Here is a 24,225-nt window from a genome sequence, read left to right as displayed (position 1 = left end):
AGCGGGGAGGTCGAGCGTGCCCTTGGAATTCGGACTGTGGCGGGTCGACGGGGCCGAGCCGGTGCGGGTGACGGCGCCGGGGATGCCGTTGGAGTCGAAGCTGGAGGAGTTGATTGAGGCCGAACCCGGCATCCTCGGGCGACCTTTGTTGTTGATCGGGCGGCAAGTTCCGACCGACCACGGCAAGTTCGTCGACCTGCTCGGGCTCGATGCAGAGGGCGGGCTGCATGTGCTGGAGCTGAAGCGGGACCGTACGCCCCGCGAGGTCGTGGCGCAGGTTCTCGACTACGGGTCGTGGGTGCAGCACCTCACCAACGAGCAGGTGCGGGAGATCTACGCGACGTATGCCCGTCGGCGTGGACTGCCCGAGGAACTGGACGAGGTCTTCGCGCGCGAGTTCGGGGGGAGTCCGCCCGAGACGCTGAACGGTGCGCACACGCTGACCGTCGTCGCCGGCGAGGTGGACGCGGCGACCGAGCGGATCGTGACGTATCTGGCCTCGGGCTATGAGGTGCCGATCAACGTGCTGTTCTTCCGGTACTTCGAGGACGAGGGACGGTCCTACCTGGCACGGACCTGGCTCATAGAGGACGCCGAGCCGGCCGCCCCGGTCGGTGGCTCGAAGGGGCAGCGGGAACCCTGGAACGGGACGGACTGGTACGTCTCATTCGGGGACGACGACTCCGGGGACCGCAGCTGGGAGGACGCTGTGCGGTACGGGTTCGTCTCCGCCGGTGGGGGTGACTGGTTCTCGCGCACCCTCCGATCCCTTCCGCTTGGCGCCCGGGTCTTCACACACATCCCGAAGTCAGGCTACGTCGGCGTGGGCACCGTCTCCGGTGAGCCGCACCCCTTCGAGGAGGCTGTGGTGAGCGTCGATGGTGCGCCGCGACGGTTGGCGGAATTGCCAGTCAAGGGGCGGTATGGGGGGTCCGGTTCGCAGGAGGGCGCGGACCTCCGGGAGTGGGTCGTGCCGGTGTCGTGGCAGCGGACTCTGCCGCGGCGGGAGGCCTTCTGGCGGGCCGGCTTGTTCGCCAACCAGAACTCCGCCTGCAAGCTGAGGGCCAGATTCACCATCGAGGAGGTGTCCCGGCACTTCGAGGTCGAGTGACCTCAGGGCGCGGCGCGGGCGGCGCGGAGGGTCTTCGTCGGCGGTGAGACTTCCGTCAAGGGTGTGGTCGTCGCCCGTGCAGTGGGCGAACACCGCCGCCCTCGTGCGCCACCAGGCCGCCGACCTTCTTCGCCTCTTTGATGTGTCGTGGTAACCGGTCAAGAGGCAAGGGAACTTGGCCGGTGGCGTACCACGCCTCCGGCAGCCCGTCCTCCGCCAGAGCGCGCCTGTGGCAGGCTTACGGGCGTCGTGCAGATGTCATGCCCGGTGGTTGCCGCGGGAAGGGTTGGGGGCGCTGGGGATACTCTCGTGGCCCCTTCCGCGCCGTCCTGAGCGAGTGATCCATGAGTGACGACATCCTCTCCGTCATACCGGCCGACCCGACCTGGCAGCCCGACCGGGCCGCCGCCGACCGCACCGAGGCGCTCGTGGTGGAACTCGCGCCCGGGGTCGCCGGCGGCGTCGACGTCGAGATCGAGGTCACCTGGTACGACACGATCACCGTGGTCTCCTGCGGGGAGAACCTGGAGAAGATCGGGTGCCCGCGCTGCGGTGGCGCGATCGACACCGAGTGGTGGGCGGAGCTGGTCGACGGGCGCGACGAGGACGGGTTCGAGACGCTCGCGGTGCAGGTGCCCTGCTGCGGGGCGGCGACCTCGCTCGACGCGCTGGACTACGACTGGCCCTGCGGCTTCGCCCGCTTCGAGATCGCCGTCTGGAACCCGGAGCGCGCCTGGTTCGGCGACGAGGAACTGGGCCGGCTGGGGGCCGCACTCGGGCATCCGGTGCGGCAGGTCAGGGCCCACATCTGAGCGTCCGGCAGCACGGTTCGGCGGTCGCCGAACCGACCCCCGCCTACCGTCGTCGTATGACCCACACCGCCTTCGCCCGCCTCCACCACCAGGACGAGCCGCTGCTGCTGCCCAACGCCTGGGACTACGCGTCGGTCGCGGCGCTCGCGGCGGAGGGGTTCGCGGCCGTGGGGACCACGAGTCTCGGGGTCGCCGCGGGCCTGGGCGTGCCCGACGGGGCCGCGGTGACCCGGGACGAGACCCTGCGGCTGGCGCTCACGCTGGGGCGCGGGCCGTTTCTGCTCTCCGTCGACGCGGAGGGCGGCTTCGGCCAGGACCCCGACGCGGTGGGGGAGTTCGCCCGGCAGTTGGCGGCCGTCGGGGCCGTCGGGATCAACCTGGAGGACGGGGTGGGGCCCGTCGCCCTCCACGCGGCGAAGATCGCCGCCGTGAAGAAGGCGGCGCCGGGCCTCTTCGTCAACGCGCGCACCGACACCCACTGGCTGGGGGAGGGCGACGAGCGGGACACCCTGCGCCGCCTCGACGCCTATCAACAGGCGGGCGCGGACGGCGTGTTCGTCCCGGGCCTGACCGACCCGGCACGGATCGACAGGCTCGTCCGGCGGCTCGACGCCCCGCTGAACATCCTGTACTCACCCACGGGCCCCACCCTCCAGCACCTCGCGGACCTGGGCGTACGTCGTGTCAGCCTCGGTTCGCTGCTGTATCGCAGGGCGCTGGGCGCGGCCGTGGAGACGGTCACCGACCTCCGCGCGGGCCGGACACCGCGCGGCGCGGCACCGGCGTACGGCGAGGTGCAGTCCCTGGTCCGCTGACCGCAGCAGCGTCGTGGTCAGTCATGCGGCCTCTCCTCCCGGGGCCAGTGCTCCAGCGCCACGTGCAAGGCGTCGACCGCGCGCTCCCATGAGCGGCGTACGTCCCTCGGCGCGCCGAAGGCACCCGCGGACTCCAGGGCGCAGTAGCCGTGGAAGGTGCTGCGCAACAGGCGTACCGCGTCGGTGAGATCGGGTTCCTCCAGGCCGTAGGCGCGGAGCATGCCGTAGGTGATCTCGGCGTTGCGGCGCAGGGCGGGGGAGTCCGCCACGAGGGTCTGGTCCACCCGGATCTGGGTCGCCGCGTACCGGCCCGGGTGTTCCAGGGCGTACGACCGGTAGGCGTCCGCGAAGGCCGCCAGCGCGTCCCTCCCCGCCCGCCCGGCGACCGCCAGGGCGATCCGGTCGATCATCTCGGCGCCCGCGAGCAGCGCCAGCCGGGTCCGCAGGTCCTGGAGGTTGCGCACATGCGAGTACAGGCTCGCGTCCTTCACCCCGAACCGCCGGGCCAGCGCCGACAACGACACCTTCTCGAACCCGACCTCGTCGGCCAGCTCGGCGGCGGCCGCGGTGATACGACCGGCGGTGAGACCTGCGCGGGGCATGGGGGACCTCCGGTTCCTGGTGGCGCTAGCCTCCAAGCTAGACCATCTAGGTACCGGGTTTCACCAACCCCGTCTCGTACGCCAGCACCACCGCCTGGGCCCGGTCGCGGAGGGCCAGCTTGGCGAAGATGCGGGCCACGTGGGACTTGATCGTGGCCTCGCTCAGGGTGAGGTGGGTGGCGAGTTCTGTGTTGGACAGGCCTCGGCCGAGGAGGCCCAGTACCTCCAGTTCGCGAGGGGTGAGAGCGGACAGCGAGGTGGGTGGTGCCGTGGGGGCGGAGGGCGTCGCGAAGCGTTCCACCAGGCGGCGGGTGATCGAAGGCGAGAGCAGCGCGTCGCCCGTGCTCACCAGGCGCACCGCCGCCGCCAGGTGTTCCGGCGTGACGTCCTTGAGCAGGAAGCCGCTCGCGCCGATCGACAGAGCCGTGTAGACGTACTCGTCCAGGTCGAACGTGGTCAGCATCAGCACCCGGCAGTCCGGGGACCGGCTCAGGATGCGGCGGGTGGCCTCCAGGCCGTCCATCGTCGGCATGCGGATGTCCATCAGCACCACGTCCGGCGCCAGTTCGCGGGCGAGCGACACCGCCTCCGTGCCGTCCGCCGCCTCGCCCACCACCTCGATGCCGCGCGCGGAGAGGATCAGCCGGAACCCGGTGCGGATCAGCGTCTGGTCGTCGACGACCAGGACCCGGGGCGCCGTCACCCGCGGTCCAGCGGGATGCGCGCCCGGACCCGGTAACCGCCGCCGAGCCGTCGGCGGGCGTCCAGGTCACCGCCGTACACCGCGACCCGTTCGCGCAGCCCCAGCAGCCCGCGCCCCGTCCCCTGCCCGGCCGCGCGCGGCGGGGTGCCGCCGGTCAGGACGCTCGGGCCGGTGCTCAACACCTCGACGCGCAGCGCGTGTTCCGCGTACCGCACGGTGACCTCGGCCTTGCCGCCCTCGCCGTGCCGCAGCGCGTTGGTCAGGGCCTCCTGGACGATCCGGTACGCCGTCACCCCCACCCCCTGCGGCAGCGGGCGCGGCTCGCCGGAGATCCGCACCTCGACCGGCAGCCCGGCGAAGGAGATGCGGTCGACGAGGGTGCCCAGGCGGTCCAGGCCGGGCTGGGGGGCGAGGGCCGCGGTGTCGTCCTCGCCGTCCGGTGACGGTGCCAGTACGCCGAGCAGATGCCGTAGATCCGTCATCGCCCCCCGTCCCGCGTCCTCCACCGCGCGCAGTGCCGTCGCCGCCTCGTCCGGCATGGTGCCCAGCACCTCCCGGGCCGCCCCCGCCTGCACCACCATGAGGCTCACGGTGTGGCTCACGATGTCGTGCAACTCGCGCGCGATGCGCTCCCGTTCGGCCGCGACCGCGGCCTGCGCCGCGTTCTCCCGCTCCCGCTCCAGCAGCCAGCCCTGCTTTCCCACGGCCGCCTGCCATCGCCTCCGCGTCCGTATCAGCGCCACCGTCAGACACACCACGGCCACGCCCGCCCCCGCCAACATCACCGACTCCCACACGGGTTCACCTTGGCAGACCGTCGACCCGCGCGCATCGGCCGGGAGGTGCAGCGCCTGCATCCCCGGGATGAGACCGCCGCGCGGGGTGCCATCCCCGGAGGGATGTCCGCGCGCGGCGGTCCCCGTAGCGTCCTGGCCATGGTCACAGAGGAGAGCGGGGCCGTCGTACGGCTCGACGGTGTGCGCAAGGAGTACGGCGAGACCACGGCGCTGGACGGGGTGTCGCTGCGGATCGGGGCGGGGGAGGCGGTGGCGGTGATGGGGCCCTCGGGCTGCGGCAAGTCGACCCTGCTGAACATGATCGCGGGGCTCGACCGGCCGTCGGAGGGGACGGTCCTGGTGCACGGCGAGAACGTGGGCGAGCTGTCCGAGAAGGGCCTCGCCCTGTACCGGCGGCGCCGGATCGGCATGGTGTTCCAGTTCTTCAACCTCATCGACGACCTCTCCGCGTTGGACAACGTGGCCCTGGCCGCCCAGCTGACCGGCACCCCGGCCCGGCAGGCCCGCCGCCGGGCACTGGAGCTCTTCGACGAACTCGGCATCGCCGACCGCCGCAACGCCTACCCGGCGGTGCTCAGCGGCGGCGAGCGGCAACGCGTCGCCGTGGCGCGGGCGTTGATGAACCGACCCGCCCTGCTGCTGGCCGACGAGCCGACCGGTGCCCTCGACAGCCGCTCCGGGGAGCAGGTGATGGACCTGCTCATCGACCTCAACCAGATCGGCCAGACCCTGATCCTGGTCACCCACGACGACCATCTCGCCCGGCGCTGCGCGAGCCGGATCGTCGAGCTGGCCGACGGCCGGGTCACCGGCGAGCACACCCTGGAGCCGTCCGCATGAGGGCGGTGTGGCGGACCGCCCGCGCGGCGGTGCGACGGCGCAGGCTCCAGACGGTCGTCATCGCCCTGGTGACGCTGACCTCGACGGCGGCGCTGGTGGTGGCGCTCGGTCTGGTCGACGCCGCGTCGCGGCCGTTCGACAAGGCCTTCGGCGAGCAGCGCGGCCCGCATGTCGTGGCCGCCTTCGACCCCGGGGCGGTGTCGGACGCCGAACTGGCGCGCGCGGTACGGCGGCAGAGCGGGGTCGAGGCCGTCGCCGGTCCGTTCCCGCAGGCGACCGTCGAACTGCCGGAGAGCTCCATGAAGTTCGGGGTCTGGGGTGAGATCACGGTCGTGGGACGGGCCGACCCCGGTGGCCCGGTGGACCGCCTGGACGTGTGGGCGGGACGCTGGGCGACCGGGCCCGGCGAGATCGTCCTCAACCGGGACCCGGACTGGACCCCGGACGACCTCGGCAAGAAGATCCAGGTTCCGTCCGGCCCCTCCCTCACCATCGTCGGATTCGCCTTCGACCTCAGCCGCACCGCCGAGGCCTGGGTCGCCCCCGAACAGGCCCGCGAACTGCGTCCCACCACCACCCAGATGCTGTTCCGCTTCACCGACGCCTCCTCGGAGGAGGGACTGCGCGACCGGCTCGCGGCGGTGACCGAGACGCTGCCCGCCGGCGCGTTGACCGCCTCCCGGTCCCATCTCACCCTCAAGGACCAGGTCAGCGCCGCGGCCCGGGCGTACACCCCGTATCTGATGGCCTTCGGGATCCTTGGTATCGCGGTCGCCGTGCTCATCATCGGCAACGTCGTCAGCGGCGCCGTGATCTCCGGGTTCCGGCACATCGGGGTGCTCAAGGCGATCGGGTTCACGCCGGGTCAGGTGGTCGCCGTCTACCTCGTGATGATCTCCGTCCCGGCGGTCCTGGGCTGCGCGCTGGGCTGCGCGGTCGGGAATCTGCTGGCGCGGCCCTTCTTCGAGTTCGTGTTCTCCGGGCCCGACGCCGGGGTGTTCCACGGCAGCGTGTCCATCGCCGGCTGGGTGAACCTCGTCGCCCTGCTCGGCATGCCCGCCGTGTGTCTGCTGGCCGCGTTCGCCCCGGCCCTGCGCGCCCACCGGATGTCGGCGGCACGGGCCATCAGCGCGGGCAGCGCGCCGCGCGCCGGCCGGGCGCTCGGCGTCCAGCGGCGGCTCGCGGGCAGCGGGTTGCCCCGTGCGGTGAGCCTGGGGATGGGGCTGCCGTTCGCGCGGCCCGGGCGCAGCGCGCTCACCCTGGCCGCCGTGGTCCTCGGGGCGGCGACCGTGACCTTCGCGACCGGCCTCGCCACGACAATGGACCGGTTCGGCAACGCGGGGCGGGACGCCTACCAGGTCACCGTGTACGTCGGGAACTTCAAAAACGGCCGTGAGGTCCGGCCCGCGCACGACGACCGTGAACTGCACGCGCTGCTCGGCCGGTTGGCCGGGGCGCGGGAGGTCACCGCGCGGGCCGACGTGGACGTGCGGATGGCGGGGTCCTCGCACGAGGTGATCCTCGAGGGGCGCCGGGGCGACCGGCCGCGGCTCCAGAGCGTGCTGACCGACGGCCGCTGGAACCGGACCACGGGCGAGATCGTCGCCGGGTCCGCCTTCCTGCGCCAGCACGGACTGCGCGTCGGCGACCACATCCGGCTGGAGCGCGGGGGCCGTGGCGAGCGGGTGCTGATCGTCGGGGAGGCGATGGAGAGCAACGCCCGGCTGATCATCGGCGACTGGCCGACGCTGAAGGCCGTGGCGCCCGACGCGGAGCCCATCGCCTATCACGTCAGGCTGCACGAGGGCGCCGACGAACAGGCCTACGCGCGCGCGGCGCGGAACGCCGACCCGGGCCTGTCCCCGTCGCCGGGCGGCAGCAACTCCGTCACGCAGACCATCGTCGGCTCCGCCGCCGCGCTCACCCTGATGCTCGCCCTGGTCGCCGCACTCGGTGTTTTCAACACGGTCGTCCTCAACACCCGAGACCGGCGGCGGGACCTGGGGATGCTGAAGTCCATCGGGATGACCCCGGCCCAGGTCACGCTGATGACGGTGACCTCGATGGCGGTGCTCGGGGCGCTCGGCTCGCTGCTCGGAGTGCCGTTGGGCATCGCGGGCCACCACTGGGTGGTGCCGAGGATGGCGGACGCGGTCGACATCAGCCTGCCCGCCTACATGACGGACGTGTGGCAGGCCCCGGCGCTGGCCGGACTGGCCCTCGCCGGGGTCGCCATCGCGGTCCTGGGCGCGGTGGTGCCGGCCCGCCGCGCCGGGCGCCTGACGATCGCGGAAGTGCTGCGCAACGAGTGATCAGCCGATCGGGGCGTACAGCACACCCAGCTTGTCGATCTCGTCCCCCGACCGGCCGGTGAAGCCGACGATCCGCCAGCCGGACGGCGCGGTGAAGGTGACCGCGTCGGAGGTCGCCGCACCGGCGGACAGACCGCGGCCCCGGTCCGTCGTGAAGGCCGCGGAGAAGATCCGGGTACGACCGTCCTTCTGACCCTTCGTCAGCTTCACCGACGTGAGGTGCTCACCGGCGGCGAGGGTCAGCGAGGCGGCCGTACCGCCGGACCCGCCGTGGCTCAGCGTCGTCCCGCCGTCGTGCGTGAGGGCCACGGCGTCCAGGCGGGAGCCGCCGCGCAGGGTGAGCGTGCGGGGGGAGACGGTGGCCGGGAGGGCGCCGGCGTCGTTGAAGGCCGTGCCGTGCGGGCCGCCGAAGAAGTCGCTCGCCCGCAGGGACGGGTCGAGGGCGTAGGAGAAGCCGACGGTGTGCGGGAAGTGGTCGGAGAGGTGCTCGCCGTCCTCGCGCAGGAACGACGCCCACTCGTTGTGGTAGCGGGTGGCGTTCAGCGACAGCAGGTCGCTGCCCCGGTAGAGGACCTTGTCGACGACCTCGCAGTCGTTCGTCGGCGCGGCCGCGTCGCAGACCAGCGCGTCACTGCCCGGCGCGGGCGCGCTGCCGCCCCTGACCAGGTCGACCCACGGGTCCTTCAGGCCGTTCTCCGCCAGCAGGGTGCGGATGTTGTCGCCCGCGCGCGTGTACCGGGTGTTGGTGTCGCCCATCACGATCACGGCGTTGCCGGAGGAGTTGGCCTGGATGAAGTCCGACAGCTGCTCGATGTTGGCGCGGCGGGCGGCGAGGGCGTCGTCGTCGGAGTCCGCGTTGGTGTGCACGTTGTAGAGGTCGACGAAGGCGCCCTCGGTCAGACGGACGCGGGCCAGCGTGAAGCCCTTGGGGGTGAGGCAGTTGGTGCCGGTGCAGTCCTTCCACTTCACCCGCTCGAAGTCCTCGAAGCCGTAGTCGGAGAGGGTGTTGAGGCCGTCGCCGATGCCCGCGCCGCCGCTGGTCGCCGTGCGGTACGGGTGGGTGTCGGTTGCGTACAGGGAGGCGTGGTAGTTGAAGTCCTCCTGGACATGGACGATGTCGTACGGGCCGAGGCGCTGACCGATCAGCGGGGTGTTCGTCTCCGGGTCGCTGTCGCCGAGGCCGAGGGGGAGGCCCGCGATGTTGTAGGTCAGCACGTTGAAGGAGCCGGTGGTGGCGGCCGTGGCGGCCGTGGTGGGCCCGGCGCCGGTGGTGGCGAGGCCGGTGAGGGCCAGCGCGGCGGCCGCGAGAGTACCGAGGACTCGTCTCATGGTGGGGGCGTCTCTCATCCGGTGGGGTCGGCGGGAAAGGCATCAGGTCGGGGCAGCCGGGTGGGGCCGGCGGGGCGGGTCGGCAGGTGGGTCCACCTGCCGGACCGAAAGGCGAACAGTGCTCAGGTTCCGTGTCAACTGGTGTGCCCCGCAAGGGCGGTTGGGGAAACTGTGAGCGGCGTGGCGATCCGACGTGTGCGGGGCACTCGCCGTCCACGCATCGCTCGTTCAACGTTCATGTGTCGCCTCGATCCTCCACACGCGGCGTGATCGCGCGCCGCGGAAGGCAGCCGCGGAAGGCAGCGGCATCCGGGAGGCGTCATGGGACACGGGCATCACCACCACCATCACGGACATGAGCACGGGCACACCCACGAGTCGGGGCCGGCGCTGCCCGCCGCCTTCGACGTGAACGTCCCCGACGAGGCGCTCACCCCCGAGCAGCGCTCGCGCCGCTCGCTGCTGCGCCGCGCGGGTCTGCTGGGCGCGGGCCTGGCCGCCGGCAGCGTGCTCGCCTCCCCGGCGACGCCGGCCGCCGCCGCTGCCGCCCCCGCGGGCCGCAGGACGAACGGCTTCCTGTGGCTGGCCGGTGACCACCACATCCACACCCAGTACAGCAGCGACGGCAAGTACCGGGTCGTCGACCAGGTCCGCCAGGGCGCCAAGCACGGCATGGACTGGCTGGTCATCACCGACCACGGCAGCGTCACCCACGCCAAGATCGGCGTGGACAAGGTCAACCCGGACATCGTCGACGCCCGTGACGCCTACGAGGACACCCTGGTCTTCCAGGGGCTCGAGTGGAACATCCCGGGCGCCGAGCACGGCACGGTCTTCGTGCACCCCGGCAAGAACGAGGTCTCCGTCCTCAAGCAGTTCGAGACCGACTACGACGGCAGCGTCAAGGGTGCCTCGGACTCCACGCCCGCCAACGAGGCCCTGGCCGTCGCGGGCCTGAACTTCCTCGCCGAGCAGGTGCAGCGCCGCAAGGTCAGGGACGCGCTGATGCTCGCCAACCACCCGGCGCGACGCGGTGTCGACTCCCCGCACGAGATCCGCGGCTGGCGCGACGCGACCGGCGCGAACCGGCAGATCGCCGTCGGCTTCGAGGGCGCCCCGGGCCACCAGGCCGCGGGTCTCCCGGCGCCGCTCGGCATGGCCCGCGCCCGCGGCATCTACGACAACAACCCCAGCGCCAACTCCTTCGCCGGGTACCCGCCGGAGAGCTACCGCACCTGGGGCGGCTTCGACTGGATGACCGCGACGGTCGGCGGCCTGTGGGACAGCCTCCTCGCCGAGGGCAAGCCCTGGTGGATCACCGCCAACTCCGACTCGCACCAGGTGTACGGCGACACGGCGGCGCGCGGCGGCGGGGACTTCAACGCGGCCGGCCGGTACGACGACCCCGTGTACGCCGGCAGGATCGACGTCACCCAGGGCGACTACTGGCCCGGCCAGTACAGCCGTACGCACGTCGGCGCCGACGGCTTCTCCTACGCCGCCGTCATGGACGGCATCCGGGCCGGCCGGATCTGGGTCGACCACGGCCAGCTGATCAGCGGCCTCGACGTCCGGGTCTCCGGCGGCAGCCGCTGGGCCACGCTGGGCGGCGCCCTGCACGTGAGGAAGGGCACGAAGGTCACGCTGAGCGTGGACATCGCGCTGGCCGGCGGCCCCAACTGGGCGGGCTTCCTGCCCAAGCTGGCGCGCGTCGACGTCATCCAGGGCGATGTCACGGGAACGCCGTCCGACAAGGACACCTTCACCGCGCCGACGGCCAAGGTCGTCAAGTCGTACGAGGTGGACAGGGCGTCCGGCACCGTACGTCTGACCTACGAACTCGGCCGGGTGGACCGGCCGTTGTACGTCCGTCTGCGTGGCACCGACGGCAACCGGTCCGCCGTGGGCGCGATGGGCGCGGCGGTCGACCCGGCGGGCCCGGCCCTCGACGTCGTCGGCGACGCCGACCCGTGGGTGGACCTGTGGTTCTACTCCAACCCGGTGTGGATCCTGCCGTCGTGACCCCGGGGTACGCCCTCACGGTGGACCCGGATCTGCGGGATCTGCGCGCGGCCGATCACCTGCTGCTGGGGCTGATGGCCGAACTCGCGCTCCCCGAGGACGTGTTCGCCTGCACGCACCTGCTGCGCGGCGACCGGCCCCGGGTGGCGCTCTCCCTCAGCCTGCCGGACGAGCCCCTCCTGCGCACCGCCCGGGAGGCGCTCGTCGGCCGGGGGCACGAGGTGGCGCCCGGCCTGCCGGACGCCGTCGGCCGAGCGGTGGCGTACCCCGGTTCCGCGGCGCTCACCGGCACCCTGACGATCGCGGAGCTGCTCGCCGGCTCCGCGATCGACCGGGTGGCGGTCCTCGGCACCCCGGATCCACCGTCCCCGGCCTCCCGTCTCATGACGCGGTCCCACGTTCGCCCGCACTTCCGGTCCGGCGAACTCGTCCTCTCCGCGATGCCCGCGGTGGGCGGCGTCCTGGTCCCCTTCGAGGTACCGGACCCGACACCGTGCTGTGCGGATCACTGAGCCGGTTCGACCACCGCCCCTGACACGCGTTGCCGTCAGGGGCGGCGGTGTTCTCGGCGGCGGGGGTGAACGTGATCTGTGACACACCGTCAAAGTCATGGCCCTGATGTCACGTTCGCGCAAACGGCGTTCCGGGTTATTCGGCCGCGGTGGAAGCCCAGCTCGGCGGGGTGCCGGGGTGAGCGGGAGCAAAGCTGTGGCTACCGATGGGTAGGCGGAGGGCTACCTTCCGTCAGCAAGATCTGTTCGCGGGGCTGCACGTTCGGCGGGTGGGATCCGCTTATCTGTTTTCCAGAGCAACGAGGCTCCAGGTGTCCGGCCCGCGACGACACGGGGGACGGAGCGGTACGGCACCGTCGGAAAGAGAAGGAAAACAGCCACTGTGAACTACGACGTAGCCGGCCTCGTGCTGGCCATCGCCGCCGCGGCGCGGTCCTACGCGCCCGACGTGTGGTTCTTAGTGCGGCGCCTCCTCGGCGCCGGAGTACGCATCGGGGCCGCCGCCCTCGGCGACGAGCCCCAGTCCCCCGCCCCATCCGCCCCCACGGCCACCCGCACCCTGGGAGGCCGCCGATGACCAGTCCCACCCCCGACCCCGCGGGGCCCGTGATCCGTACCCATCGCTCCGGCATGCCCCCCGAGTTCTGGGCCTTCCAGGCCCGCTACGACCGGGCCTGTCTGGAGTACGGCCGGATCCACCTCGGCAACGCCACGGCGGCCCGCCGCCTGGTGGACAGCACCTTCGTCCATCTGGCCACCCTCTGGGGGCGCCTGGAGACCATGGACAACCCGGGAGGGTACGCCTGGGCCCTGTTCAAGCAGCGGGTGCACGGTGAACTCGCCGCGCAGGGCCGCAGCCCCGCCACCACCGAGACCCTGGCCTTCGCCCGCGCCATCAGCGCCGCCAGCGCACCCCTGCTCGGCGCCTTCCGCTCGACCTTCCACGCCGAGTACGGCAGGGAGATCGCCGAGCTGGAGGAGGGCATGGGCCTGTACCGGGGGATGACCCGGCTCAGTGAGCGGCAGTTCGACGTGCTCGTCCTGCGGGACGCGCTCGGCTTCGACACCCATGAGACCGCGCTGATCATGGGGATCAGCGAGGCCACCGTCCGCTCCACCCGCCGTACCGCCAAACACCGGCTGGCCGCCGCCATGGGCTACCGGACCGAGGCCACCGTCGACGACGACAAGGAGTGATCCACGCATGAACCGCACCCCGCGCAGCGTCGAGGAGGCCTTGCGCCGCGCGCGTGTCTTCCAGGACGAGTACACCGAAGCCGACCTGGAGTCCGCCCGGCACGGCCTCGCCCGGCAACTGCACGAGCTGCGCTGGGTGCGGTTCTTCTCCGCTCTGCCCCACGGCGCCGGGCGGGCCCACCCCGCGCCCGCCGCGCTGCACGAACAGGCGGCGCACGACCTGCGCCTGCTGTGCCGCGGCACCGTCCACCACGACGGTGCCGCCCACCGCATCACCGCCTTCGAGGCCGGCCGTGACCCCGACGGCGCGCTGCCCTTCGGCTGTCTGCTCCATCTCGCCGGCCAGGAGGAGGGCGCCCGGTTCTGGTGGCAGTACGCCGCCGGGGCGGGCAGTGTCACCGCCGCGCTCTGTCTGTACCTGCTCCACCTGCGCCACGGCGAACTGCGCGACGCCCAGCACTGGGCCGACCAGATCCACCGTCTCAACGGCATCGACTGGAACGGATACACCCCCGTCCCGCACCACGCGGTCACCGACGGCGGCCCCACCGTCCACTACACCCTGCCCGCACCGCCCCCCGACGTCTCCGAACACGCCGTCCGGCACGCCGTCGACGAGCTGGAGGCCCCCTACGACGGTGAACTCGGCCCCGTTCATCAGCCCGCCACGGCCCTCGCCGACCACTGGGCCGACCTGGTGACGACCTGAGCCCGGTCACCCCGGCGGGTGGAGTCCGCACCCCAACCGGGCCCATCGCGTGGCCGGTCAGCGCCCTGCCGGGACCCGGATCCGGAAGCTGGGCGCATGTCCTCCCTCCTGACCCGGCTGCGCCGTGCGGCCGTGGGTGCCTGTGCGCTGGTGGTCGCCGCACCCGGGCCCGCGCTCGCCGCGCCCGGTGACCTCGACCCCGCCCTCGACGGCGGCGGCAAGGTCCACGTCCACAACGGCCTCGTCTCGGCGGGGTACGACCTCGCCCTCCAGCCCGACGGCAAAGTCGTCACCGTCGGCTCCAGCCAGGACGCCGGCTGGCTGTCCACCGACTTCTCCCTCATGCGGCACCACGCCGACGGCGGCATCGACACCTCCTTCGGCAACGGCGGCGAAGCGCTCACCGACTTCGACGGCGCCGAGGACCACGCGCACGCCGTCGCGCTCCAGCAGGACGGGCGGATCGTCGTGGCGGGCCGCACCGAAGTGCCCGGCCAGGGCTGGTACTTCACCCTCGCCCGCTACCACCCCGACGGCACCCTCGACACCGGCTTCGGCGACGGCGGCCGGGTCCGCCCCGGGTTCGGCGGCGGCGCCGACGCCCAGGCCGTAGCGGTGCAGGACGACGGGAAGATCGTCGCGGCCGGAGGGGCCGACGGGCGGTTCGCGGTCGCCCGCCTCCTCTCCGACGGCACCCCCGACCCCGCCTTCGGGGACGCGGGACGCGTGACGACCTCGTTCGCGACGGGCCCGGCCAACGGCAACGATCTCGCCCTCCAGCCCGACGGCCGTATCGTCGTCGCCGGCGGCGCGGGCTCCGGCGGCGCCGACTTCGCGCTCGCCCGCTATCACCCCGACGGCAGCCCGGACACCGGGTTCGGCGGCGACGGCCGGGTCACCACCGCGTTCGCCGGCGACGACCTGGCCTTCGGCGTGCGCGTGCAGCCCGACGGCCGGGTCGTCGCCGCCGGACGCAGCGGCTTCGACATGGCGCTCGCCCGCTACGACACCGACGGCGGCCTCGATGCCGGCTTCGGCAGCGACGGCCGGGTCGTCACCGACTTCGGCGGCACCCTGGAGGCCGCCCACGACCTCGTGCTCCAGCCGGACGGGAAGATCGTCACGGGCGGGGTGCGCGGCACCGACTTCACCGCCGTCCGCCACCACCCCGACGGCGGCCTCGACGCCGGCTTCGGCACCGGCGGCCGCGCGAGCGCCGACTTCACCTTCTACGACGAGGCCCACGCCCTCGCCCTCCAGCCGGACGGGAACATCGTCACCTTCGGCAGCAGCGGCGACGACCGCGCCCTGGTCCGCTTCCTCGGCGGCACCGCGCCCCCGCCCACCACCGGAGGCGACCTGTCGGTCACCAGGACGACCCCGGTGGCCGTCAACGAGCCGCGGAGAACACGAACGTGAACTCGGCCGGCTCCGCCCGCAGGAAGTACCGGGGGAGCGGGCCCGGACCGCAGGACTGGGAGCCGATGCCGTGCAGGCGGTGGTCGAGGTTGACCCAGACCCTGCTCTCCGGGGTCAGGTCGGTCAGGTGCCGGGCCGCGTCCAGGTGCTCGTTCGTCCAGCGGCGCGCGCTGAACCAGAACTCCGGGTCGCCCTCGACGCGCAGCCCGCCGAGTTCCACCCAGCGGACGTCGGCCCGGGCGCCGTTCTCCTGCGGGCGGACGTACGGCGTCTGGAGCCCGTCCACCGTGGAGTGCCAGCGGCCCACCCTGGACGCCGACCTGGAGTCCGGGTACGCCTCACCCGGACCGCCCCCGAACCAGCTCACCGCGTCCGCCCCGGCGAGCCCCCACCGGATCCCGAGCCGGGGCAGCGGGACCGTCCAGTCGCCCTCCGGGGTCACCGACACCGTCAGCCGCAGCCGTTCGCCGTCGGCGCTCCAGCGGTACACCGTGTCCAGGCCGATCTCCCGGGCGGCGGGCGCCACCCGGGTCCGTACCGTCAGCGCGTCGGGCCCCGACTCGACGCCGTCCAGCCGGTGCCGCATCCGGTGCAGGCCGAACTTCCGCCACAGCAGCCCGTACCGGAGGTCCGACTGCCATTCGGCGCCGTCGTCGTTGTCGGTGGGCGCCCGCCACACGTCGAGACGCGGCGCGCTCACCTCGACCCCGCCGATCCGCAGCAGCGTGCCGGTGCGGGCGTCGAAGGACGCCGGACCGAGGTGGATCAGACCCTCGGCGGCGGTGGGGCTCGCACTCGCCACGAAGGACGGCCGCAGCGGCTCGGTCAGGGCGAGCTGGGCCCACGCCACCTCGTGGCCCTTCGGCGCCCACGCCGTGTCCTCGGCCAGCACCGCCCGCAGGGTCCAGCGCGCCTCGCCGGCCCGGGCGTCCGCAGGCGGCTCGGGCAGCTTCACATCGGCCGAGGCGCCCGGCGCCAGCCGGGGCAGGGACAGTTCGCCCACGTCCACGACCGCGCCGTCCACCTCGTAGGACCACTCCAGCGCGAGCCCCGACAGGTCGGCGAAGTCGTACCGGTTCACCACGCGTACGGTGCCGTCGGCGCCGTCGCCCTCGAACCGGACCGGCTCGATGACCTTCTTGTACTCCACGAGCCCCGGCGACGGCGTCCGGTCCGGGAAGAGCAGACCGTCGCAGACGAAGTTTCCGTCGTGCAGTTCCTCGCCGAAGTCGCCGCCGTACGCGTAGCCCAGCTCGGGGTGCTCGATCCCGTGGTCGATCCACTCCCAGACGAAGGCGCCCTGGAGCCGCTCGTACCGCTCGAAAAGCTCCTGGTACTCGGCGAGTCCGCCCGGCCCGTTGCCCATGGCGTGGGCGTACTCGCACTGGATGAACGGGAGTGCGCGCCGTTTGCGGGTACCGCCGTCGAGGCCGGCACCGATGCGTTCGACCTCGTCGTGGAAGGCGTACATCCGCGAGTACACGTCCGTGTCCCGGCAGTCCCGGTCACCCTCGTAGTGCACCAGGCGCTCGGGGTCGCGGCCGCGGATCCACTCGGCCATCGCGGTCAGGCCCCGCCCGGTGCCGGCCTCGTTGCCGAGCGACCAGAACACGACGGAGGGATGGTTCTTGTCCCGCTCGACCATCCGGGCCACGCGGTCCAGCAGGGCCGGGGTCCAGCGGTCGTCGTCGACGGGGTTGTCCCGCCAGCCCTGCTCGGTGAAGCCGTGGGTCTCCAGGTCGCACTCGTCGATGACCCACAGGCCGTACTCGTCGCACAGGTCCAGGAAGGCCGGGTGCGGCGGGTAGTGGGAGGTGCGCACGGCGTTGAGGTTGTGCCGCTTCATCAGCAGCACGTCCTCGCGCATGGTCGCCAGGTCCAGCGCCCGGCCCGTCCGCGGGTGCCACTCGTGCCGGTTGACGCCCTTGAAGAGGACCGCCCTGCCGTTGACCTTGATCAGGCCGTCCTCCAGCACGACGGTACGGAAGCCGATCCTGAGCGGCACCCGCTCGCCCTCGGTCGCCAGCACGCCGTCGTAGAGCCGAGGCGTCTCGGCCGTCCAGGGCTCGACCGTCACCGTCACCGGCTCGCCCGTGGCCACCTCGATCCCGAGCGCGGGCACCGTGACCCGGCCCGCGACCTCGGAGTCCACCCGCAGCCTGCCCTCGCCGGTTCGGTGGTCGTAGGAGGCGTGCACGAAGAAGTCGCCGACGGCGCCGACCGGTCGGTGCAGCAGCGTGACGTCACGGAAGATGCCCGGCAGCCACCACTGGTCCTGGTCCTCCAGGTACGAGCCGGCGGACCACTGGTGGACGCGGACCGCCAGCACATTGCCGCTCGGCTCCAGCAGTTCCCCGACCGCGAACTCGTGCGGCAGCCGCGAGCCCTTGAACTCGCCCAGCTCGGTGCCGTTCAGCCAGACCCGGGCGCAGGACTCGACGCCGTCGAAGCGCAGCACGGCGTCACCGGTGCCGGGCCAGTCCTCGGGCAGGTCGAAGACGCGCAGGTGGTCGCCGGTCGGGTTCTCGGTCGGGACGTGCGGTGGATCCACCGGGAAGGGGTAGAGGTGATTGGTGTAGACGGGGGAGCCGTGACCCTGGAGGACCCAGTGACCGGGGACGGTGACCTCGGCCCAGTTGCCGGCGTCGTGGCCCCGCGCGGCGAAGGAGTCGTCCTCGGCGTCGGCGGTGGCGGACAGCCGGAAGCGCCACCTTCCGTTCAGGGACAGGGACTTCGCGTCGGAGGCGGCGTACCGGGCGCGGGGCGGCAGGGCCCCGCGGCCGGGGGAGACGTCCTCGACGTAGTCGACGGTGGTGCGGGAAGTCATCGGTCTCCAGGTCTCGGGAAGAAGGGTCAGCCCTTGATGCCGGTCTGCGCGATCCCCTGCACCAGCCAGCGCTGGAGGAAGAGGAACACGAACACCAGGGGCAGGATGGAGATGGCGGTGGCCATGAAGATCAGATGGAAGTTGACGGTCTGGTTGGTCATGTACGAGGAGAGCGCGACCTGGACCGTCCAGGCGCTGGGGTCCTGGCCGATGACCAGAGGCCACAGGAAGGAGTTCCAGCCGCTGATGAACGTGATCGTGGCCATGGCCGCGAAGAAGTTCAGCGAGTTCGGCACGACGACCCGCCAGTACGCGCCCCAGTAGCCGAGCCCGTCCACCCGTGCCGCCTCCTCCAGCTCCTTGGGGAATCCCAGGAAGTACTGCCGGAACAGGAAGCAGGTGAAACCACTGAACAGGCCGGGGATGATCAGGCCCCGGTAGGTGTCCACCCAGCCCAGCGAGGAGACCAGCACGAAGCTGGGGACGAAGGTGACGGCGGTCGGCACCATCAGGGTCACCAGAACGGCGTAGAAGACCTTGTTCGCGTGCCGGTAGGGGATACGGGCCAGGCCGTACCCGGCGAGCGAGCAGACCAGCAGGGTGCCGATCGTGTGCAGGACGCCGATGACCGCCGAGTTCCACAGGGAGCGGGCGAAGTCGACGGTCGGGTCGTCGAACGGTTCGGTGAAGTTGCCCCACTGGAGGTCCGTGGGGAAGAACTTCCACTCCTCGCCGGTGATCTCCGGGTCCGTCATCAGGGCGTTGCGGACGATCAGATAGAAGGGCACGAGGAAGAGGAAGGCGGCGATCCCGGTGGCCACGTAGAGGCCGGTGGAGCCGAGTACGCCCCCGCGTCTGATCCTGCTCACTTGGACTCCTCCCCCCGTCCGAAGCCCAGGAACCTGCCCTGGAGCAGGGTGACGAGGCAGATCAGCAGCGTCAGGATCATCGCGCCCGCGCTGCCGGCGCCGTAGTCCTGGTTCTCGCCGAGGGCGATGTAGTACAGCTCGACCAGCGGCGGGCGGCCCCAGGTGGAGTTGGACAGCAGGTTGAAGAACTCGTCGAAGGCCTGGTACGCCTGCACGAGCAGCAGCAGGATCACCGCCGTGGAGGTGGCCCTGAGCTGGGGCAGGGTGATGTACCAGAAGGTCTGCCGGCCCGGCTTGGCGCCGTCGATCGAGGCGGCCTCGTACAGCTCCTGCGGGATGTTCTGCAGGGCCGCCAGGAACAGGATCATGAAGAACCCGGCCTGGAGCCAGAGCCGTACGGTGATGATGACCAGCCAGTACCAGGGCGGGTCGGGGCTGGCCAGCCAGGCGATGCCGTCGATGCCGAACCAGCCGAGCACGGTGTTCATGAGGCCGAAGCGGACCCCGCTGAAGATGGACATCTTCCAGATCAGCGAGGCGGCGACATAGCTGACCGCCGTCGGCAGGAAGAACACCGAGCGGAAGAAGGCCCGCATGAACCTGAGGCGGTTCACCAGCAGGGCGAGGCCGAGCGAGAACGCCCAGGTGGTGGGCACGATGAAGGCGGCGAAGACGGTGAAGACGACGAGTGAGCCGGTGAAGTCGTCGTTCGACAGCATGTAGCTGTAGTTGTCGAGACCGATGAACTCGCTCGGGGTGACCGTGAAGCGGGCGTCGAAGAAGGACAGCCACAGGCTCCAGCCGATCGGGACGTAGACGAAGAGCCCGAGACCGATCAGGAAGGGGCCGGTGAAGAGCCAGAAGTTGGCGGTGGGGTTGCCGCGCAGTCCGCGCCGGGGCCGGGCACGGGGGGCCTCGGCCTGGGCGGGGCTCGTCGGGCGGCCGTTCTCGGTGATGGTCGACATGGCGTGGTGATCCGTCCGGCGGCCTATCCGAACAGCTTCTTCAGCTCGCGGTCGACCTTTCCGTCGGCCTTGTCGAGCGCCTTCTCCGGGTCGCCGTCCTGGCGGACGCAGTCGGCGAGGACGTCCTCGATGGCGTCGAGCATCGCCTGGGTGAAGCCGATGTTGTCGAAGTGGCCGTACTCGTTGAAGAGCTTCACGCCCTCGGCGGGCAGGCCCGACTTGAGTTTGTCGGCGGACTCGGCGATCGAGGCGCGCGGCGGGATGTGGAAGCCGTAGGAGAGCGACCAGTCCTCCTGGTACTCCTTCTGGTCGATCCACAGCCACTTCACGTACTCCTTGGCCGCCTCGACGTTCTTGCCCTTGGCGTTGACGAACATCGACCAGCCGCCGTTGTAGACGGAGGGCTTGCCCGCGTCGCCGACCGCGGGGAAGGGGAAGATCCCGAGGTCGTCGCCGAGCGCCTCCTGCATCTGCGGCATCGCCCACATACCGCACCACTGGATGGCGGTCAGGCCCTGGTTGAGCGGGGAGGGGTCCCAGAAGTCGGTCGGGGCGCCGAGCAGCAGATCGCCGCTCTTGAACAGGGAGCGCAGCTGGGTGAGGCCGTCCTTGACCGCGTCGGTGTGGTAGGCGATCTCGTTGTTCTCGTCCAGAGTGTCGGCGCCGGCCGCCCAGATCAACGGCCGCATGATGGGGTCGAGTTCATTGCCGAGGAAGAGGCCCTTGACCTTGTCCGTGGTCAGCTCGGCGGCGGCCTCGATCAGCTCCTCCAGCGTCCGCGGCACCCCGACGCCCGCCTTCTCCAGCAGCGACTTGCGGTAGAAGAAGAACTGCGGGTCGTCGATCATCCGGACGCCGTATATCTTCCCGTCGACCGTGTGCGAGGCGATGTCGGCCTGGTTGAAGTCGTCCTTGACCGGGTCGATGATGTCGGTCAGATCGGCCACCTGGCCGCTGCGGATGAGCTGGATCTGCGGGTGGAACTCGAACAGGTCCGGGGCCTTGTCCGTGAGCAGCGCCGAGAACAGCTTGCTCTCGAAGTTGTCACCGGTGATCCACTGCGTGGTGACGTTCGCGTCCTTGTACGCCTTCGCGTACCGCTTGACGGCCTGCTCGGTGCCGGCCTCGCCGTAGGCGTGGAAGTACTGCACCAGGTTCTTGCCCGAACCCGCCCCTGCGCCACGGCCGTTGTTGTCGCCGCACGCGGCCAGTCCGCTGGCGGCGGCAAGGCCCATGGCGGCGCGCAGAACGGTACGACGGTCCCAATTGCGGTTGCTCGATGCCGACATGCTGACGTCCTTGTCTCTCGTACGGCCGCGGCTCCACGGCTGCGCCAGGTGGCTCACATGCGGTTGCGGTGCGGGACGTTAACCTTCGGCTAAGGCTTCGGCAAGGGGTTGGACGAAGTCTGTTCGAAGCGTTGCTCGGCGTTCGGGATTCCGGACGTGACGGAGCCCGGGCCGCCGTCCCCGCGGCTAGGCCGACCCTGCTGCCGTCAGCGGTCGCTTGTCCGGCGACGTCCAGACACTGTCCCGTGGCCTCGCTGACGATCTGCCCGGTGGTCTTCAGCAGCCAGCGCCGGGTGGCGTCACCGGTGAAGCCGGCGGTCGTGGTCAGACCCGGACTCCCGGCCGTCAGACAGCCGTCCTGTCCTTGGTCCAGTCGCCTCGGCCGTCATGGGGGTCACGGCCCAGGCGGGCGGAGCCCAGAGCAGTGGACCGGCGACGGCCAGTGCGGCCGCGGCCGTGACCAGCGCCGGTCTGCGGGGGTGAGTCACGTGCATCCCTTCCGTCGTCATGAAGGCGGTGCGGTACGGCTCCTTCTGTGCTGCCTCTGCCCGACGGCCTGGAGTGCCCCTTCCAGCGCGAACGTGGCCGCGCCCAGGCACACCGGGTCGCTGGGGATCGGGGAGAGGACGATCTCGGTGGCGGCCATGGGCCGCGGCAGGGCGTGCCGGGCCACGGCCTCGCGCACCTCGGCGACCAGCGGCTCGCCGAGAGCGGTCGCGACCCAGCTGCTGAGCACGACGACTTCGGGATTGAACAGGTTGACCAGGTCGGCGATGCCGGTGCCCAGGTAGCGGACGGTGTCGCGGACCACCTTCAGCGCCACGGGGTCGCCCGCCTCGACGCCCCGGGCCAGCGCGGCGATGGTGGCCGTCTGGTCCTCCGGGTGCAGCAGGGTGCTGTCGGCGCTCAACTCCCGCAGCGTGAGCATGATTCCGGAGGCCCCGACGTACGCCTCCACACAACCGTGCTTGCCGCAGCGGCACAGCCGTCCGTCCAGCACGATCGTGGTGTGGCCCCACTCGCCGGCGCTGTTGCTGACACCCCGGTGCAGCGCTCCGCCGAGGACCAGCCCGGCGCCCACGCCGGTTCCGAGATTGACCACCACGGCGTCCTCCCGGCCGCGCGCGGCGCCGAACCACAGCTCGGCCACCGCGGAGGCGCGCAGCGGGTTGTCCAGGTGCAGCGGGTAGGCGATGTGCTCGGTGAGCAGATCGAGCAGGGGCACGTCGTGCCAGTCCCAGTTGGGCGCGTACTCGGAGACGCCGGTGGCGCGGTCCACCTGTCCCGGCACGCTCACGCCGACGCCGAGCACCCGGGCGCCCTCGACCCCGGCCTGCGTCACCACCGAGCCGACGGCGGAGGCGACATGGCCGACCACCTGCTCGGGGAGGCTCTCGCCCGGCCTGACGTCCTCCTCGGCACGGGCCAGGACGTTCAGCGCGAGGTCGAACAGCTCGACATGGACGTACGTCTCCGCGATGTCGACGCCGATCAACGCGCCCCCCGACGCGTTGACCGCGACCAGGCCACGGGGCCGGCCGCCCGCCGAGTCCTCGAAGCCGACCTCGGTGATCATGCGGAGGTCGAGCAGCTCCCCGACGAGCGTGGCGACCGTGGCGAGGCTCAGCCCCGTGGCGGCCGCCAGTTCCTGCCGGGAGGTGGGCGACGCGGCGATGATCTGGCGCAGCACCTCGTAGCGGTTCGCGGTGCGGATGTCACGTGATGTGCGCTTCATCGGAGGTGCCCCCCGTCCCTTCCCGCCGGGCGGGTCGTCGTCGGCACCGGCGCGGCGCAAGGTTATGGGCTGCGCGGTGCTTTCGACAAGGGGTTAGGAAAGGGGGTGGAGAAAGTCCCGTACGAAGGCGTTCGTGAACTTGCCGCCCGGGTCGAGGGACGTGACCAGCTCGCGGAAGTCGGCCCAGCGCGGATACCGCCCCCGCAGCACCTCGCCGGGCACGGTGAACACCTTCCCCCAGTGCGGCCGCGCCTCGAGCCCGTCCAGGGCCTCCTCCACCCGCCGTACGACCGGCAGCACCGCCGCGGTGTCCTCGACCCAGGTGAAGTGCAGGGCCGCGGTCTCCCGGCCGTACGACGGACTCAGCCACTGCTCGTCGGCGGCCACCGTCCGCACCTCGCAGATCTGCAGCACCGGCGCCACGGTCGTACGGATCGAATCCAGTGCGCGCAGGGCGTCCATGGCGTACGGCCTCGGCAGCAGGTACTCGGACTGCAGCTCGGCGCCGCTGCTCGGGGTGAACTCGGCGCGGAAGTGCGGCAGTCGCTCGTGCCAGGGCCCCGGCACCCCGAACTGCTCGGTGCAGTTGACCGCGGGCATGCCCGGCACCGGGTGCATCTTCTCGGTCCCGGGCGCGGCCCACGGGAAGCCGGGCAGCGGCTGATCGGTGCGCCGCTTCAGCCACACCTGCCGGAAGCCCGGCGCGGCCCAGTCGGTGAACAGGCTGACGCTGTACGCCGCCCTGGCCACCGTCTCGAACTCCAGCCGCTCCAGCGGCAGTTCGGTGAACACATACTGCTCGACCTCGAAGGCGGGCTCCAGGTCCAAGGTGAGCGCGGTGACAACTCCGAGCGCCCCGAGCGAGGTGACGGCACCGCCGAACCGGGGGTCGTCGCGCCCGATGCGCAGGGTCGCTCCGTCGGCGGTGACCAGCTCCACCTCCCGCACGGGCGTGGCGAGCGAGCCGTTGGTCACCCCCGAGCCGTGCGTGCCGGTGGCCACGGACCCGGCGACCGAGATGTGCGGCAGCGACGCCATGTTGGGCAGCGCCAGACCGTGCCCGTGCACGACCCGGGCCAGTTCGGCGTACCGCACCCCGCCGCCGACCCGCACGGTCCGGGCCGCGGTGTCGACCTCGATCTCCCCCGGCATCCCCGCCAGGGACAGCAGCACACCCGCCGCCCCCGGTTCGGCGATCTCGTTGAACGAGTGCCCGCTCCCCAGCACCCGCACCCGCTCACTCCCCGCCACCAGGGCCCGGAGCGCGTCGAGCGAGTGGGGGCGGTGCAGCTCCTTGGCGGCGTAGGTGATGTTGCCGGCCCAGTTGGTCACGGTCCCGGTCATGCGGCCCTCCCGAGGT

The 24,225-nt window shown here is 71.8% G+C and carries 21 protein-coding genes; 11 read left to right on the top strand and 10 right to left on the bottom strand.

Annotated features, from left to right (window positions below; all coding sequences use genetic code 11):
• Positions 1–16 precede the first annotated feature (16 nt).
• The 3 genes from ACWDRW_RS28505 (at position 17) to ACWDRW_RS28495 (ending at position 2,738) form a co-directional block, all read left to right on the top strand.
• Positions 17–1,111: an endonuclease NucS domain-containing protein gene (locus ACWDRW_RS28505; RefSeq protein WP_451727455.1), complete on the top strand. Its 1,095-nt coding sequence runs from the start codon at positions 17–19 to the stop codon at positions 1,109–1,111.
• 344 nt (positions 1,112–1,455) lie between these two features.
• A complete protein-coding gene (locus ACWDRW_RS28500) occupies positions 1,456–1,923 on the top strand; it encodes a hypothetical protein (protein ID WP_451727452.1) in 468 nt (155 codons plus the stop codon).
• Between the two features lie 56 nt (positions 1,924–1,979).
• Entirely contained in the window at positions 1,980–2,738 is a 759-nt protein-coding gene (locus ACWDRW_RS28495) for an isocitrate lyase/PEP mutase family protein (protein WP_451727449.1), read from the top strand.
• 17 nt (positions 2,739–2,755) lie between these two features.
• On the opposite strand, the gene ACWDRW_RS28490 is transcribed toward ACWDRW_RS28495, so the two are convergent.
• From ACWDRW_RS28490 to ACWDRW_RS28480, 3 genes are read right to left on the bottom strand one after another with little or no spacing between them, the layout of a single operon-like run.
• Complete coding sequence (locus tag ACWDRW_RS28490) at positions 2,756–3,340, bottom strand: TetR/AcrR family transcriptional regulator (RefSeq protein ID WP_451727446.1); 585 nt, start codon at positions 3,338–3,340, stop codon at positions 2,756–2,758.
• A 46-nt stretch (positions 3,341–3,386) separates the two neighbouring features.
• Positions 3,387–4,043, bottom strand: a complete 657-nt coding sequence (locus ACWDRW_RS28485; protein ID WP_451727444.1) for a response regulator — start codon at positions 4,041–4,043, stop codon at positions 3,387–3,389.
• Complete coding sequence (locus tag ACWDRW_RS28480; RefSeq protein WP_451727441.1) at positions 4,040–4,840, bottom strand: sensor histidine kinase; 801 nt, start codon at positions 4,838–4,840, stop codon at positions 4,040–4,042. The genes ACWDRW_RS28485 and ACWDRW_RS28480 overlap by 4 nt, the downstream gene beginning before the upstream one ends.
• 138 nt (positions 4,841–4,978) lie before the next feature.
• On the opposite strand from ACWDRW_RS28480, the gene ACWDRW_RS28475 reads away from it, so the two are divergent.
• Together ACWDRW_RS28475 and ACWDRW_RS28470 are read left to right on the top strand one after the other, a co-directional pair.
• Positions 4,979–5,680 carry an ABC transporter ATP-binding protein gene (locus tag ACWDRW_RS28475; RefSeq protein ID WP_451727438.1) on the top strand — a complete coding sequence of 234 codons (702 nt, stop codon included), beginning with the start codon at positions 4,979–4,981 and terminating at the stop codon, positions 5,678–5,680.
• Positions 5,677–7,992: an ABC transporter permease gene (locus ACWDRW_RS28470; protein ID WP_451727435.1), complete on the top strand. Its 2,316-nt coding sequence runs from the start codon at positions 5,677–5,679 to the stop codon at positions 7,990–7,992. Before ACWDRW_RS28475 ends, ACWDRW_RS28470 begins: the two co-directional genes overlap by 4 nt.
• On the opposite strand, the gene ACWDRW_RS28465 is transcribed toward ACWDRW_RS28470, so the two are convergent.
• Positions 7,993–9,321 (bottom strand): jacalin-like lectin, encoded by a 1,329-nt coding sequence (locus ACWDRW_RS28465; RefSeq protein ID WP_451727432.1) that lies wholly within the window; start codon positions 9,319–9,321, stop codon positions 7,993–7,995.
• A gap of 321 nt (positions 9,322–9,642) precedes the next feature.
• Here ACWDRW_RS28465 and ACWDRW_RS28460 point away from each other — a divergent pair, with 321 nt between their 5' ends.
• From ACWDRW_RS28460 to ACWDRW_RS28435, 6 genes are all read left to right on the top strand, one after another.
• Positions 9,643–11,343: a PHP domain-containing protein gene (locus tag ACWDRW_RS28460; protein ID WP_451727429.1), complete on the top strand. Its 1,701-nt coding sequence runs from the start codon at positions 9,643–9,645 to the stop codon at positions 11,341–11,343.
• The gene (locus tag ACWDRW_RS28455) at positions 11,340–11,855 is read left to right on the top strand and encodes a hypothetical protein (RefSeq protein ID WP_451727426.1); all 516 of its coding nucleotides are present in this window, start codon (positions 11,340–11,342) and stop codon (positions 11,853–11,855) included. The genes ACWDRW_RS28460 and ACWDRW_RS28455 overlap by 4 nt, the downstream gene beginning before the upstream one ends.
• 382 nt (positions 11,856–12,237) lie before the next feature.
• Positions 12,238–12,432 carry a hypothetical protein gene (locus tag ACWDRW_RS28450; protein WP_451727424.1) on the top strand — a complete coding sequence of 65 codons (195 nt, stop codon included), beginning with the start codon at positions 12,238–12,240 and terminating at the stop codon, positions 12,430–12,432.
• On the top strand, positions 12,429–13,052 hold the full coding sequence (locus ACWDRW_RS28445; protein ID WP_451727421.1) for a sigma-70 family RNA polymerase sigma factor: 624 nt from the start codon (positions 12,429–12,431) through the stop codon (positions 13,050–13,052). The genes ACWDRW_RS28450 and ACWDRW_RS28445 overlap by 4 nt, the downstream gene beginning before the upstream one ends.
• A gap of 7 nt (positions 13,053–13,059) precedes the next feature.
• A complete protein-coding gene (locus ACWDRW_RS28440; protein WP_451727418.1) occupies positions 13,060–13,761 on the top strand; it encodes a hypothetical protein in 702 nt (233 codons plus the stop codon).
• Positions 13,762–13,857: 96 nt separating this feature from the next.
• Positions 13,858–15,180: a delta-60 repeat domain-containing protein gene (locus ACWDRW_RS28435; protein WP_451727415.1), complete on the top strand. Its 1,323-nt coding sequence runs from the start codon at positions 13,858–13,860 to the stop codon at positions 15,178–15,180.
• On the opposite strand, the gene ACWDRW_RS28430 is transcribed toward ACWDRW_RS28435, so the two are convergent.
• The 6 genes from ACWDRW_RS28430 to ACWDRW_RS28405 form a co-directional block, all read right to left on the bottom strand.
• Complete coding sequence (locus tag ACWDRW_RS28430; RefSeq protein ID WP_451727412.1) at positions 15,152–18,007, bottom strand: glycoside hydrolase family 2 TIM barrel-domain containing protein; 2,856 nt, start codon at positions 18,005–18,007, stop codon at positions 15,152–15,154. The two genes, ACWDRW_RS28435 and ACWDRW_RS28430, sit on opposite strands and share 29 nt — an antisense overlap.
• Before the next feature lie 26 nt (positions 18,008–18,033).
• A complete protein-coding gene (locus tag ACWDRW_RS28425) occupies positions 18,034–18,876 on the bottom strand; it encodes a carbohydrate ABC transporter permease (RefSeq protein ID WP_451727409.1) in 843 nt (280 codons plus the stop codon).
• Complete coding sequence (locus tag ACWDRW_RS28420; protein ID WP_451727406.1) at positions 18,873–19,841, bottom strand: carbohydrate ABC transporter permease; 969 nt, start codon at positions 19,839–19,841, stop codon at positions 18,873–18,875. Before ACWDRW_RS28420 ends, ACWDRW_RS28425 begins: the two co-directional genes overlap by 4 nt.
• 23 nt (positions 19,842–19,864) lie before the next feature.
• A complete protein-coding gene (locus ACWDRW_RS28415) occupies positions 19,865–21,130 on the bottom strand; it encodes an ABC transporter substrate-binding protein (RefSeq protein ID WP_451727404.1) in 1,266 nt (421 codons plus the stop codon).
• 505 nt (positions 21,131–21,635) lie between these two features.
• On the bottom strand, positions 21,636–22,865 hold the full coding sequence (locus tag ACWDRW_RS28410) for an ROK family transcriptional regulator (RefSeq protein WP_451727401.1): 1,230 nt from the start codon (positions 22,863–22,865) through the stop codon (positions 21,636–21,638).
• A gap of 93 nt (positions 22,866–22,958) precedes the next feature.
• Positions 22,959–24,209, bottom strand: coding sequence for a D-arabinono-1,4-lactone oxidase (locus ACWDRW_RS28405; RefSeq protein ID WP_451727398.1), 1,251 nt, complete (start codon positions 24,207–24,209; stop codon positions 22,959–22,961).
• Positions 24,210–24,225 lie beyond the last annotated feature (16 nt).

It is taken from the genome of Streptomyces sp. NPDC003635 (assembly GCF_053587635.1).
This window is presented reverse-complemented; position numbering and strand designations above follow the sequence as displayed.